The organism is uncultured Halopseudomonas sp., from assembly GCF_963977355.1.
Classification (GTDB): domain Bacteria; phylum Pseudomonadota; class Gammaproteobacteria; order Pseudomonadales; family Pseudomonadaceae; genus Halopseudomonas.
In genome coordinates, this window is record NZ_CAXBOV010000015.1 from 64,022 (window position 1) to 78,112 (window position 14,091).

The 14,091-nt window shown below is 56.5% G+C and carries 12 protein-coding genes; 10 read left to right on the plus strand and 2 right to left on the minus strand.

The window, feature by feature from the left end:
• The first annotated feature begins 29 nt into the window (after positions 1–29).
• From AAC076_RS10100 to AAC076_RS10125, 6 genes are all read left to right on the plus strand, one after another.
• Entirely contained in the window at positions 30–476 is a 447-nt protein-coding gene (locus AAC076_RS10100; protein WP_339845114.1) for a hypothetical protein, read from the plus strand.
• A 141-nt stretch (positions 477–617) separates the two neighbouring features.
• Entirely contained in the window at positions 618–1,232 is a 615-nt protein-coding gene (locus tag AAC076_RS10105) for a BLUF domain-containing protein (protein ID WP_339845117.1), read from the plus strand.
• Between the two features lie 211 nt (positions 1,233–1,443).
• Positions 1,444–2,235 (plus strand): transporter substrate-binding domain-containing protein, encoded by a 792-nt coding sequence (locus tag AAC076_RS10110; protein WP_339845119.1) that lies wholly within the window; start codon positions 1,444–1,446, stop codon positions 2,233–2,235.
• Between the two features lie 113 nt (positions 2,236–2,348).
• A complete protein-coding gene (locus tag AAC076_RS10115) occupies positions 2,349–3,311 on the plus strand; it encodes an alpha/beta hydrolase (protein ID WP_339845121.1) in 963 nt (320 codons plus the stop codon).
• A gap of 26 nt (positions 3,312–3,337) precedes the next feature.
• Positions 3,338–4,018, plus strand: a complete 681-nt coding sequence (locus AAC076_RS10120; RefSeq protein WP_339845122.1) for an SDR family oxidoreductase — start codon at positions 3,338–3,340, stop codon at positions 4,016–4,018.
• 110 nt (positions 4,019–4,128) lie between these two features.
• Positions 4,129–6,813, plus strand: a complete 2,685-nt coding sequence (locus AAC076_RS10125) for a S8 family serine peptidase (protein WP_339845123.1) — start codon at positions 4,129–4,131, stop codon at positions 6,811–6,813.
• A gap of 49 nt (positions 6,814–6,862) precedes the next feature.
• On the opposite strand, the gene speA is transcribed toward AAC076_RS10125, so the two are convergent.
• Complete coding sequence (gene speA / locus AAC076_RS10130) at positions 6,863–8,779, minus strand: arginine decarboxylase (RefSeq protein WP_339845202.1); 1,917 nt, start codon at positions 8,777–8,779, stop codon at positions 6,863–6,865.
• Between the two features lie 223 nt (positions 8,780–9,002).
• Between speA and AAC076_RS10135 the strand changes: the two genes are divergently transcribed.
• Positions 9,003–9,773 carry a RhlG family 3-oxoacyl-ACP reductase gene (locus tag AAC076_RS10135; protein WP_339845125.1) on the plus strand — a complete coding sequence of 257 codons (771 nt, stop codon included), beginning with the start codon at positions 9,003–9,005 and terminating at the stop codon, positions 9,771–9,773.
• Positions 9,774–9,817: 44 nt separating this feature from the next.
• On the opposite strand, the gene AAC076_RS10140 is transcribed toward AAC076_RS10135, so the two are convergent.
• The gene (locus tag AAC076_RS10140; RefSeq protein WP_339845127.1) at positions 9,818–11,431 is read right to left on the minus strand and encodes a GGDEF domain-containing protein; all 1,614 of its coding nucleotides are present in this window, start codon (positions 11,429–11,431) and stop codon (positions 9,818–9,820) included.
• Between the two features lie 282 nt (positions 11,432–11,713).
• Here AAC076_RS10140 and ectA point away from each other — a divergent pair, with 282 nt between their 5' ends.
• The 3 genes from ectA to AAC076_RS10155 are packed head-to-tail and all read left to right on the plus strand — an operon-like array spanning position 11,714 to position 13,940.
• Entirely contained in the window at positions 11,714–12,220 is a 507-nt protein-coding gene (ectA, locus tag AAC076_RS10145) for a diaminobutyrate acetyltransferase (RefSeq protein WP_339845128.1), read from the plus strand.
• Positions 12,221–12,242: 22 nt separating this feature from the next.
• Positions 12,243–13,529 (plus strand): diaminobutyrate--2-oxoglutarate transaminase, encoded by a 1,287-nt coding sequence (gene ectB, locus AAC076_RS10150; protein ID WP_339845130.1) that lies wholly within the window; start codon positions 12,243–12,245, stop codon positions 13,527–13,529.
• A 12-nt stretch (positions 13,530–13,541) separates the two neighbouring features.
• Positions 13,542–13,940 carry an ectoine synthase gene (locus tag AAC076_RS10155; RefSeq protein WP_150278465.1) on the plus strand — a complete coding sequence of 133 codons (399 nt, stop codon included), beginning with the start codon at positions 13,542–13,544 and terminating at the stop codon, positions 13,938–13,940.
• Positions 13,941–14,091 lie beyond the last annotated feature (151 nt).

Genomic DNA, 14,091 nt, shown 5'->3' on the forward strand with positions numbered 1-14,091 from the left:
GTGATCAATCTCTCCGTTCAGGACCTACCATGCCCGACAGACTGCAGCTGACCACACTGCATGACCGTGAATTTGAGCAGGACCCAAACAATCTGGCACACATCCTCAGGCACCTGGTTGCGCTCGACGAGCTATGTCGCACCCTGGGTGTGTGTAAGATCAGTGAATTTGTCGACATCAGCCTGCTCGAACTGGACGATGCAGCCAGTTTGCTGGCTCGCGACACGCCAAGGGAAATCGAAGCCGATCCCGAGACCGGCATGATTTTGGCGATCGAGGATCTTGTGTGGCACCCTGCGGCCCTTGGCATGGCGAGTATCGAAGCGGCCGCGCACCATCTGGAGCGGGGCGTAAGTGGTACTGTGGCTCAAGCCGATGTGCCTGGCCTGTTGTCTGACTTGCACCTTTGTCAAAGCCTGCTTGAGCCCCTGGAGGCGCAAGGCGGACAATTTCATTTGTCAGTCAGGAACGAATAACATCTTCAATCATCAGAACTACATCTATCCCGCGCTGCGGAGTCCGGAATATGGACGTTTCTTGAAATACAACCAATACCTTTTCAAGACCGTTACAGCCTATCCTGCTCTGAATAAAACGAAGATTACCCAGGTGCTCTAATGACCGATCTGATTCGCATTGTCTATATAAGTCGCGCCACTTTCCCCATATCCAGAGCTAATGACGGAATCGAACCTACGGTCGCACGGATACTATCGACTTCGCGTGCCAACAATCGCAAGAACGGACTGGTCGGCATGCTGTACTACGGTGATGGCTGCTTTTTCCAGTGTCTGGAAGGCGAAACCTCCAAGGTGCAGGCGCTTTATAAAACCCTGCTCAAGGACCCTCGTCACAAGGATCTGAAAGTCCTCGCCAGTGAGCCTATAAAGCGTCTTTCATTCCCTGACTGGTCAATGAAATACGTACCTGTCGATGAGCACATGCTCAAGCTCCTGGAGGAGCATGGGTTCGATACCTTTGACCCTTATCGTTTTGATCATCATCTGGTCGAGCGTGTGATGCAGCTACTTCAAGGTGTACCTGACCCTACCGTCCCGGTGGTCGAAGCTCGTGCATCGGCTCCCGCACGTACGGTACTTGCCATGACAGAACCGCTGGCGGAGTCACCGGCACAGGCACCTGATAACACCGCCAAAATCAGTCTGGTTATCAGCATAATTGCGCTTGTCGTCAGCATTGGCGCGCTGCTCATTGCCGTTGGTGTGATCTGATCTTGAGGGCAGTCTCACGCATTACAGGTTGAGCCTTTTTCGATACCTTTCATCGCCTTGAAGGTCTATCCATTACCCGCGCGCCCTGCGGCCAACCACCCTTTTGGGCGATTTGGCGCGCGGGGCAAAGCACTTAAGGTGATGCGCAGGATCAGGACGCTAATCACCTTGCGCCCTGCGAAACTGGCTCGACGGAGTTCGTCCCAACACAATGCGCAATCTGTTATTGCTTTGCTGTCTGGTACTTGGCACGTCGGGGGTTCTCGCAAATGAGCAGGACAACCTTGAGGTATCGCCTGCCCTCACTCCCTCCATAACGGACAATACTCGTCAGCTGCTTCGCGTGGGTATGATCGATTTCCCCCCCTATTCCTTCCTTGATGAAACTGGTCAGCCTGCGGGAATGTTTATACCGCTTATCAACAAAATAGCCGAGAAGGCTGGCTACCAGACCGAGTACCTCGTGTTGCCCATAGCACGATTGGTCCAGAACCTGCAGGACGGGACAGTGCATATATGGCCAGGCGTTGAGGGCAAACCGGAATTGGCAGAACATACCTGGGTGAGTCGTCAACTGCTCGGCTATGTCAGCATCAACTTGTATTTCCGCGACGGCACGCCTGCTCCGGCCTGGCCAGAAGATCTGCGCCACGAAAATCTGATCATGCTCACTGGCTATGACTACTGGCCCTCGCTATTCGCCGTGATTGATAACCCAGCCAACGGCATAAGAGTGCAACGCACTCACAGCCACCGCGGTGCCATCGGCATGCTTGAGCGTAACAGAGCCCGGTTTCTGCTGAACTACGGAGCGCCCATGCAGCAGGCGCTGCGTATGCGGCCCGACCTGAAACTGAACAACAAGCCGTTGCACTGGGTTCCACTACGCATGATCGTCTCCCGTCAGTCATCCATGGGTAGCCAGAGCCTGTTGGAGAAGCTCGATCTCAGCTATCAGGAGCTCATGGAAGAGGGTGAGGACCTTTCCCTGCCCAGTATATAGACCCATAGCCCCTATGCATGGCGAGCTCTTCGAACAGTGAATGCAGCGGCGCGGCAAACCGATGTTTGCGATAGTACCGGTTATTCGTCACCTTCCCGCGATCCGGAGTAACCATGCGCCCAACTGAACACCAGATGCTCGATGTAAACGGAATCCGTCTCAGTCTTTATACGGCGGGGCCGGTTGATGGTGCTCCGGTCTGGCTACTGCATGGATTTCCCGAGTGCTGGTACTCCTGGCGCCATCAGCTCGACACACTGGCAGATGCGGGCTACCGGGTGCATGTGCCTGAAATGCGCGGCTATGGTGAATCCAGCGCCCCGGCCGACCCTGGCGCCTACGACCTGATCACCATTTGCGCGGATATTCAGGCAGCCATGAATGTATTGGGCCATCAACAGGTGGCCATGATCGGACATGACTGGGGTGCACCCATCGCATGGCATCTGGCATTACTGGAGCCCACTCGTGTCAAGGTTGTCTGTGGTATGTCAGTCCCCTTTGGCGGACGTCCCAAGAGACCGGCAATCGAAGTAATGCGTGAGCTTTACCAGGATCAGTTCCACTACATGCTGTACTTTCAAAAACTCGGACTGGCCGAGGCGGAAATGGCCGAGGATATACCGAGAACCATGCGCGTAATGATGCACGGCATGTCGAGCACCGCGGGAGGCAGTACGCTGGTCCAAGACAAACCGGCTGACAGCCGCTGGCTGGATGATCGAGTTGATGCTGGAAGCCCTCCCGCCTGGTGCCCGCCAGAGGCATTCGAGGTCTATGTGAAGACCTTCGAGCAAAGTGGCTTCCACGGCCCGGTCAGTTGGTATCGCAACTTCGAACGCAACTGGGAACGCACTGCCAGCCTTGCCGGTCAACAGATACTGCAGCCAGCGCTCTTTCTGATCGGCGATCAGGATCCGGTAGGTGAGCTGGAAGCCTATACAATCAAGAAGATGCCCTCTGTAGTACCGCTGGTAGAGCAGCATGTGCTGGCCGATTGCGGACACTGGATTCAGGCTGAAAAGCCGCAACAGGTCAACGAGCTGCTTACTGCCTTCCTGCGAGCGCATTATTGAGCAACGGACACAACTGGAGCATCCCGATGGCTTTTCCCGATCTAGCTGGCAAACGTATTTTACTGACCCAGGCCGATGTCTTCATGGGTCCGGTGCTCATGGAAACGCTTCTTCGCTGTGGTGCTGACGTCATCTCCAGCACTGCGACTTTAGAGGAGACCCACGCGGCAGACGAGCTGATTGCGCAAAGCGGGGAGTTGGATGTACTTCTTATCAATCTTGGCGTGCCCGCCCCTTCAACTCCGGCCGAACAGGCAGATGATGCCGAATGGCGGCTGATGTTCGAGCGGATGGTCGATCCACTGCAACGGTTGGTTCGCGCCGTACTGCCGGGCATGATCGAGCGCCAACAGGGCAAGATACTGCTTATGGGCAGCGCCTCGGCCCTGCGCGGCATGAAGCGGGCCTCAAGCTACAGTGCCGCGCGGGGCGCGCAGCTGGCCTACGTGCGCTCAGTCGGCGTTGAAGTCGCGAAACACAACATCCAGGTCAATGCGATTGCCCAGAACTTTGTCGACAATCCGACTTACTTTCCGCAGTCAATTCAGAGCAATCCCGCTTTTCAGGAACGTATTAAACGCGAGGTACCTCTGGGACGCCTGGTCTCGGCAGATGAGGATGCGCAGTTCGCCGCATATCTTTGCAGTGATGCCGCCAACTGTTTCGTCGGCCAGGTATTCCCGGTTTGCGGAGGCTGGGCGGACTGAAATATCGGTCACCGGTCACAGATTGTGTAACAGAGGTCCGGCGGTACAAGAAAGTTGTAATGTGATTCTGATATGGTTTTGCCAGATAAAAACCGATAAGAGAATTCACCATGCCGCCTTTTTCGTTGCGTCTGGCTTACCTGGCCTCTGCTCTGGCTCTATCCTGCCCCTCCGTTCTCCTGGCCCAGCAGAGCGGCCCGTCGCTGGCCGATGCAATCAGCGCAGCAGGTAATTATCCGGGCTATCAGAACCGCATAAGCGCAGCCGAGCTGCAGAACCTGCTCAACGCTGCATCACAATCGGATCAGGCCTTAATCAATACTGCATCTGCGATCATAAACCGCAGTCGCGAATCCGGTCTTTCGGTCTATGTGGAAACACTCGGGTTGGTCAGCACCGCCCAATCCGCCCTGCTCGAACAGATGTTGTACGACCGCTATAACGGCTTGGCCTCTACATCCAAACCACCTGCCGCCGACAGCAACACAGGCGGCCTGAGCACGGGCTGGTTGCTGGGCGGTGCGGCCGTTGTTGGCGTTGCTGCGGCAGTTGGCGGGAGTAGTGGCGGCGGTGGCGGCGGTGGCAGCAGCGCGCCGGTACAGGATCCAGTTATTGACCAGAATCCCGGCCTGCCGACTCCGCCAACCGCGCCAGTGACGCCACCCAACGAAGAGCCCGCTCCCACTCCCTCAGATCCGGACCCAGCGCCGGATTATGGACCCGAGCCCGGGCCGGAGAACCCTGCTGACAAGCTACTGCCACTGCCCTCTGAGCATACCTTTACCAATGGCTATAACCTCACCTATGGGCATGTGGCCCATGACCGCGGCTTCACTGGCGAAGGTAGCCGCATAGCGATAATCGACAGTGGTATACGTAGTACGCACATTGAATTGAACGGTCAGATCGCGGGCCACTATAACGTACTGACCAATCAGACCACCGCCCAGGCCGGCAGCGACAGCGGCGACCATGGCACTCATGTGGCCGGTATTCTGGCCGCTCGGCGCGACAATACGGGAACCGTGGGTTACGCCTATGGATCACAACTGCTGAACGTGCGCTTCACCAACGACGCCGACGAAATCACTGCCACAGACCAACAACTGGCAACGGGCTTTGCCTGGGCGCGTAACAATGGTGCCCGCTGGTTCAATAACAGCTGGGGTGTCGATACCACTGCGGCCGAGGCAGGTCGGACCACCATCCAGGCTGCATTTCCGGCACTACTTGCCGAGTGGCGCACCGGCGTGAGCGATCAACGCGTCTATGTCTGGGCAACTGGCAACGAATCAGCCAGCCAGCCGCTGGTCTTTGCTGCGCTACCCTCGCTGTATCCGGAACTGCAAAACCACTGGATCGCCGTAGCAAGCGTGGATTCGGATACCGGTGCGCTCTCCTCATTTTCCAGCGCTTGTGGCGATGCCGCACAGTGGTGCCTGGTTGCTCCAGGAACTGATATCGTCTCGAGCATCAATCTGGGCGATAACCGCTATGGCAGGTTTTCCGGCACATCGATGGCAACCCCGGCAGTAACGGGAGCCTTGGCCGTAGTCAGTCAGGCATTCCCCACACTGTCCAGCGCGCAAGTAGTACAGCGGCTTCTCTACACGGCAAACAAGGAAGGCCGTTACGCGGATACCAGCCTGTATGGGCAGGGTTTGCTTGATCTGGAGCTGGCTACCCGACCGGTGGGTGGATTGACTCTGGTTGGTACAAACGGCGCCGCTATGCCAATAGGTGATTCCGCACTGATTCTGGGCGCGCCCTTCGGTGCAACCAACCCCCTCGCCGGCTTGCAGGTGATGACTACCGACCAGTTGAACGCCGGCTTCGCCCTCGATCTCGGTCAATTTCTATTACCCCGAAATTTCCGTTATGACAGCGCCCGCGGCTTCAGCCGGCTGAGCCGCAGTCAGGTTACTGAAATCAACGGACAACAACGTCTTACCCGGTTTGCCGGGGAGGGTCGCAGTGACAGCCTGGTAATAACGTTGCGTCAGGGCAACGGCCAATCTCTTTCGGTTGGCCAGGTCGACAGCATGGATATGCTTGATGGTCGATCGTCCCGAGTGGGATTGAGCCAACTGGATGCTGGCCTGGCATCACCATTCTGGCTACAGCAGCAAGGCGAGCAGGCCCTGGCCATCCGTCAGCGTCTACCGCTGGGCAGCGCGAGTATTGAAGTCACCAGCGCTGCCAGTGCCTTCCGTCACGGGATATCCATCGGGCTGAGCGCCGCCAATAATCATTATGCAGCGACCCTCGAAGCCGGTTATTTGCGAGGCCGGGACAGCCTGTTCGGCAGTAGCGGGCGCGGTGCATTTGACCTGTCTAGCGCCAGCCAGACGCTTTACACCGGTGTGCGCGGCCAGATGCATCTTGGCGCACTGACATTCGAGCATGCAGGCTATCTGGGGCAGACGCAGATAGAGGGCTCGGGGTTGTTCGGTGACCTGGGTCCAATCGTCAGCAGCAGCTGGTTGCTCTCCGGAGCCTATACCCAGGGTATGGAAGACTGGGGGCTGGTATTACAGCAGCCTTTGCGGGTCGAGTCCGCCAGCGCAAACGTCAAGATTGCCACCGGATACAACGGCAACCTGTTCGACATGCAATCTTTCGCCCTGAATCTGGCGCCGGACGGACGTCAGATGAATCTTGAAGCGTTCTGGCGCAAGCGTCTGCCGGGAAACCGGGACATCAAGCTGTCCTGGCTAGGAATCCGGGAGCCCGGCCATCAGGCGGACGCCGCACCCATGCAGATTCTAATGGGACAATGGCAGCAACGTTTCTGAGTCTTTGGCAGGCCTCGCAAGAGGCCTGCCATTGTTCAGCCAGGCAGCCTTATTCAGCGGTCAGGTAGGATGAGCGGGTCAGACCAAGGCGCAGCGCATCGACAAAACGCGCTCGTTCGGCCGACGTAAGCTTCGCACCGGCAACCTTGTCGCGGTAGCGAGTAACCAGCTCATCGGGCTCGAAATGCACGTATCGCAGCATATCCTCAATGGTGTCGTGGGTCTCGATACCACCATGGACGACCGTGCCATCGCTGCGCAGGTACACGTTCACCGAATCGGTATCACCGAACAGGTTGTGCATGTCGCCCAGAATCTCCTGATACGCCCCCACCATGAAAATGCCCAGCAGGTAGTCTTCGCCCTCGCGTAGTTCATGGACCGGCAGACTGTTCTCGATGCTTTGCTCGTCTACGTAGTGCCGTATCTTGCCATCCGAATCACAAGTCAGGTCCTGGAGTACCGCACGGCGCATGGGCTCCTCGTTCAAGCGATTGATCGGCATGATCGGCAGCACCTGATCAATTGCCCAGGTATCAGGCAGACTCTGGAACACGGAAAAATTGCAGATGTACTTGTCAGCCATCTTGTCGTTCAGCTCATCGAGCACCTGCCTGTGCGAGCGCTGACGCGCCTTGAGTAGCGTATGCAGTCGTGAGCAAAGGGCAAAATAGCATTGCTCGGCCAGGGCCTTCTGAGACAGGTTCAGCTTGCCCTCAGCATACTGGGCCGCCACGTCACTCATGTAGTGGGTAGCACGCCAGTAGGTTTCGGTAACCATCTCGATATCATTGTGATCAAGCAGTCCGACAAGATTGCGCACCACCTGAGGCAGGCTGTCGATATCCTCGATCGGCGGTACCGTATCGTTGTGTCTTTCCACATCGGTTACCTGCACCACCAGCACGGCATGGTGGGCCGTCATTGCCCGTCCGCTTTCAGAAAAAATGTGCGGGTGAGGCAAATCCTGTTCCTCACAGAAATCCTTGAGCATGCTGACGATCGTGTGCGCGTACTCGCCAACGTCATAATTGATAGAGCTGGCGTTGCGCGAATGTGTGCCGTCGTAATCGACACCCAGACCACCACCCACATCGATGTGGTCCACCGGTAACCCGAGGGAGCGCAGCTCACCGAAGTACCGTATCGCCTCGCGGAATCCATGCTGGTAATCAGCCAGGTTGGCGATCTGAGAGCCCATATGAAAGTGCAGCAGGCGCACACCGTCCTGCAGTCCAGCACCCCGGAACTGCTCGACCACTCGCAGAAGTTGCGCAGCGGAGAGCCCGAACTTGGATTTTTCTCCACCGGTATCCGCCCACTTGCTCGAAGCCAGCGATGATAGCCGCACACGCAGACCCACCTGCGGCGTAACACCCAACCTTTCGGCCTCGTCGATGACAAGCCGAACCTCGGACTCCTTTTCGATAACGATAAACACGTTATGACCCAGCTTTTGCCCGATCAGCGCCAGGTTGATGAATTCGCGGTCCTTGTAACCGTTGCAGACAATGGTGCCACCCTTCGGCGCCAATGCCAGCACAGCCATCAATTCTGGCTTTGAACCAGCCTCCAGGCCGATAGAGACGTTCTCGGTGGCGATGATATTCTCGACCACAGCCTCCTGCTGATTAACCTTGATCGGGTAAAGCGCCGTGTAACCGCTGCCATAATCGAGCTCTGCAATACTGCGGTCGAAGGCACCGGTCAATTGGCGTACACGATCCTGAAGAATGTCCGGAAAACGCACTAATAACGGCAGGTCTAGTCCGCTGTCGCGCAGCTGGGAAACCAGCTCGTGCAAATCAATCGGACGGCCATCGGCTCCGCGGGGCATCACATCTACATGGCCCTGTTCATTGATATTGAAATAGCCGGCACCCCAATGACGGATTCCGAAAACGCTGCGGCTGTCTGCAACCGTCCAGTCTGATGCGTCTTCCTTGCGCGAACGTCGCTGTGACACCATTTATTCCACCTCCTGAATTAGGGTCTTCTAGACCCCTGAAACTCGAAAACAGGCTATAGGATAAAGCAAAACCGCCAACCCCGCCTGCCCGCAAAGCCCGATAGCAGCCTATTTACCATCTGGATGAAGGCCCTCACCCTCTGGCCGCAATACCCATCAACCGCTAATGTGCGTGTCACCTAATGGGGCCGCAGGGCCAAAAAGATCAAGGAGCATTATCATGCAGCAATATTTCAGCCTTGCTGGTCGCACAGCACTGGTGACCGGCGGCAGCCGTGGAATCGGAAAGATGATTGCGAAGGGGTTTCTGGAAGCCGGCGCCCGCGTCATCATTTGCAGCCGCAAGCTTGACGAGTGCGAGGCAACAGCCAAGGAACTGGGACAGTACGGAGAGTGCCTGGCGCTTAGCGCCGACCTCTCTTCCGAAGAAGGGGCCCGTCAGTTATACGCCGATTTACAGCCGCACTGCCAGCAACTGGATATCCTGGTCAACAATGCAGGAACCAGCTGGGGCGCACCTCTGGAAGACTTCCCAGTCAAGGGCTGGGAAAAGGTCATGCAACTGAACGTGACCTCGGTATTCAGCTGCATCCAGCAGCTACTACCCCTACTGCGCAAAGCGGGCTCGGACGCAAATCCGGCGCGCGTCATCAACATCGGCTCTGTCGCTGGCATCAGCGCCTTCGGCGAGCAGGCCTACTCCTATGGCCCAAGCAAGGCAGCGGTACATCAGCTGTCGCGCATGCTGGCCAAGGAACTGGTTGGCGAGCACATCAACGTCAACGTTATTGCGCCAGGGCGATTCCCGAGCAAGATGACTGGGCACATCCAGAACGATCCGGCGGCACTAGCAGAAGACTGCAAGTTCATTCCAATGAAACGATGGGGGCGCGAGGATGAGATGGCCGCACTGGCTATCATGCTGGCCAGCACTGCAGGCGCCTACATGACCGGCAATATCATTCCAATTGATGGCGGCTTTACGCTTTAGAGCGCAATTGGCAGCGGCACTCACGGTGCCGCTGCCATCCGGCCCTATTCCGTACTGAAAACCGCTACGTTCTTGCCTTTCGCCTTCGCCCGGTAGAGCGCCTTGTCAGCGCACTCAAGCACATCGTCAGGGGTTGCACCGTCTTCAGGCCAGAAGGCACCACCGATACTGCAAAACACCCGAGCCTCACCCGCCTCCAGCATGACTGGCAGACTGACCGCCTTGAGGATACGCTCGGCGAGCTGGCGAGCAATACGCTGGATTTCGCCCGCACCAGGGGCCAGCAGTATGACAAATTCGTCGCCGCCCAGGCGCACCAGCAGATCGCCCTCCCTCACCTTGGACTGCAGTCGTTCGGCTACCACCACCAACAACTCATCACCTGCCGCATGCCCCATCTCGTCATTGACCTTCTTGAAGCCATCCAGATCGAGAAATAGCAGGGCCAAGGGAAGGGAACCGTCGTGGCGATGCAGAAAACGCTCGAATGCCGCGCGATTAGCCAGGCCAGTGAGGCTATCGGTAAGTGCCAGCTCGGACATCTCATCGAGCCGACTTTCCTGGTGTCCCAATGCATCCACCAGGTGCCGGATCGAAGCGCCGAGCGTCTCGATTTCGCGCACTCCTTTGATAACCGGAATCTGAGCGTACTGTCCTGCACTAAGCCGGTCGGCAGCCTTGGCAATGCGTTTGAGCGGGGCTGTCAGATAACTACTCAGCAACCAGCCCGCGATAGCAAAGACCAATGCCAGTAACGAGCCCGCGATAAATATGAAAGCCTGCGCATCATCGGCTGGTTGATCGGCAATAGCCAAAGGCTGACGCGCTACCACTACCCACCCCAGGCCAGCATAATCTTCGTGGCCATCGGCAAAAGCCATAGCCGTGAGGTACTTAGCCTCCCCTGGCCACTCGACGACTCGCCACAGACCCGCCGGCTCCCGGCCCGAGACGGGCAAAAAACCCTCAACTTGTTGGCCGATCCATCCCTTGGGGCCAAGCAAGACAGAACCGTCAGCTGCCAGGACGAAAAACTCGGCTCCCCGTCGCTGTTGAGTGGCTCGCAGCAGTGATCGGCTGATCTCCCCGGCCCAGGACCAGGAAAGATGGGCAGCGAGCACGCCCAACAATTGATCGTCAGCATCACGAATGGGCCAACTGATATCGACAAACTTCATAGTCTCGCCAGAGGGGTTGGGCAGCAGACTCTGGAGCAGAAGCGCCTCGTGCACATCGCCAATAAAAAGCCCATTCAGGGCCTCACGGTAGACTGGACGGTGGGAGATATTGACGCCCTCGAGGACCCGATTGCTTCCGACCGAGACTGTTCCCTCGGGATCCAGCAGGCCTATCCAGGCCAACGCCGGCATCTTGGTGCCGAGCTGGTCGAGCAAGCGCATTTGCTCCTCACGCGATCTCGGCTCGCGAAGTGCATCAAGCTGAGCAAATACCTCAAGAATGGCAGCGCGCGTTGCCATATCACGGTCCAGCCGGTCACCCATCTGATAGGCCAGCTCCACCAGCTCGCGGCCCGACTCCTCGCGCAGCCGCTGGGACAGGTCAGCATTGATGAAGGAGCCAAGCAGCCAGCTCAGCAGGGCCACGATCAACGCGATAAGAGCGGCGAGACGTGTCCGAAGGCTAGTACTGAGGCCCATTAGGGAATCCTCGGTTTGGTCATATTTTCAGAATCATACCTGTGCAACTGGGTTCAATACGATAGTGAGCACCCAATTCGCGTATTCCGGACCGCTCCCAGAGAACTGCTGCAGCCCTTGGACAATGCTGCTATGCACACTAATATGACGAATCTATTTAACAGCTATAAATATTATATGAGCAAGGATTCTGCCCTGTACGCACCTTTAACAGCGGGTTGAGATAATTTTTCATATATGTTTATCATGTATAAAGTATTTACACGTAAATATTGGACACCCATGACGCAGACACCCGTAACACTTAGAAAACCAGAGGCCACAGACGGTCTCGCCCTGAATGAATTGGTGGCGCGCTGTAAGCCTTTGGACACCAATTCGGTTTACTGCAACCTTTTGCAGTGCAGTGATTTTCGCGATACCGCCATCGCTGCCCTCACCGACGAGGGAGATCTGGTTGGATTCATTTCCGGCTACCGGCCACCCAACCGGTCCAATACGCTTTTTGTCTGGCAAGTAGCAGTAGATAGCCGGATGCGCGGTCAAGGCTTGGCGCTGAAAATGCTGATGACGCTGGTCAAACGCGTTGCAGTAGAAGGCGTTGACCACATCGAAACTACGATTTCACCCGGTAACGAAGGTTCCGAAGCGCTGTTCAAGAAAGCCTTCCGTGAGCTCGGCGCCGAGTATGCAACCAGCGTTCTTTTTTCCAGCGCAGAACACTTCAGCGGTAAGCATGACGACGAAGTGCTCTATCGCGCAGGACCTTTTGCAATCAAGACTGCCTAAGAAATTGAAATCAGGAGATACCATGAACACCTTCGAACAATTCGAAAAACATGAATCCGGCATCCGTAGCTACTGCCGTTCCTTCCCCGTCCTGTTCAAACAGGCACGCGGCGCAGAACTGATCACCAGCGAAGGCAAGCACTATATCGACTTCCTCGCCGGCGCCGGAACGCTGAACTACGGTCATAATCACCCGGTCCTGAAAAAGGCCCTGATCGACTACATTGCCGAAGACGGCATCACTCACGGCCTGGACATGTATTCCGGCGCCAAGGAAACCTTCCTTGAAGCGTTCCATCGGATCATCCTTGAGCCGCGCGGTTTTGGTGATTACGTTACCCAATTCAGTGGCCCTACCGGAACCAACTCGGTTGAAGCAGCCCTTAAGCTGGCCCGCAAGGTGACTGGCCGCAATAACGTCATCAGTTTTACCAACGGCTTCCACGGCGTTACCGTCGGTGCTCTGGCTGTAACAGGCAACCAACACCACCGCGGTGCCGCAGGCGTCCCGCTGACCGACGTCAGCCGCATGCCCTATGCCAACTACTTCGGTGAAGGCGTTAATACCATCTCCATGATGGACAAACTGCTTAGCGACCCCAGCAGCGGAATAGACAAGCCAGCTGCAGTTATCGTTGAAGTGGTTCAGGGCGAAGGCGGGCTTAACACCGCATCCGCAGAATGGATGCGCAAACTGCAAAAGCTTTGCAGAAAGCACGAGATGTTGTTGATCGCTGATGACATCCAGGCAGGCTGTGGCCGTACCGGCACGTTCTTCAGCTTTGAGGGCATGGGTATTCAGCCTGACATCATCACTTTGTCCAAGTCGCTGAGCGGTTACGGTCTTCCCTTTGCGGTGGTCGTAATGCGTCGCGAGCTGGACCAGTGGGAACCGGGCGAGCACAACGGTACTTTTAGAGGCAATAACCTGGCCTTTGTAACTGCTGCTGCAGCCATGGAACACTTCTGGACCACTGATGAATTCGCCAAGAGCGTCCAGGCCAAAGGCAAGATGGTCAAGGACCGCATGCAGAAGATCGTTCGCAAGCATGGCCCTGATTCATTGTTCGTCAAGGGCCGCGGCATGATGGTCGGTATCAGCTGCCCCAACGGCGAGATAGCCTCAGCTATCTGCCGCGAAGCCTTCCAGCACGGCCTGGTCATTGAAACCAGCGGTAATCACAGCCAGGTCGTCAAATGCCTTGCACCGCTGGTTATTACCGAAGAACAGATTGACAAGGCCATGACGATTCTCGACGCAGCGTTCGCGAAAGTCATGAATGAGGAAATCGCCGAACAGGCGTCTTGAGGAGAACATAATATGATCGTACGTACACTGAAGGACTGCGAAGCCTCGGATCGCCGGGTCAAGTCGGATAACTGGGAAAGTACCCGTATGTTGTTGAAGGACGACAACATGGGCTTTTCCTTCCACATCACCACCATTTATGCCGGTACCACAACGCACATCTGGTACAAGAATCATCTGGAGTCGGTTTACTGCATGAGCGGTGACGGCGAGATCGAGACCATTTCTGATGGCAAGGTCTACAAAATCGAGCCGGGCGTGCTATATATTCTTGACAAGAACGATGAGCACTGGCTTCGTGGCGGCAAGACCGACATGAAAATGGCATGCGTATTCAATCCGCCATTGAGCGGCAAGGAAGTGCATGACAAGGACGGCGTCTATCCGGTTGACGATAGCGTTTCTGGCTGATTGCCAGCTTCCAGCGGGGGCGCATGTAGTAGGCGTCTGCCAAGAGCGCATTATATGCCCCTGCTGGCAGTGACGGCTGAAGCCGTTGGTAAGAAGTCACCCGCACCCTTCCAGGGATGCGAGCAACATTCACCAACGCAAAATGAGAATT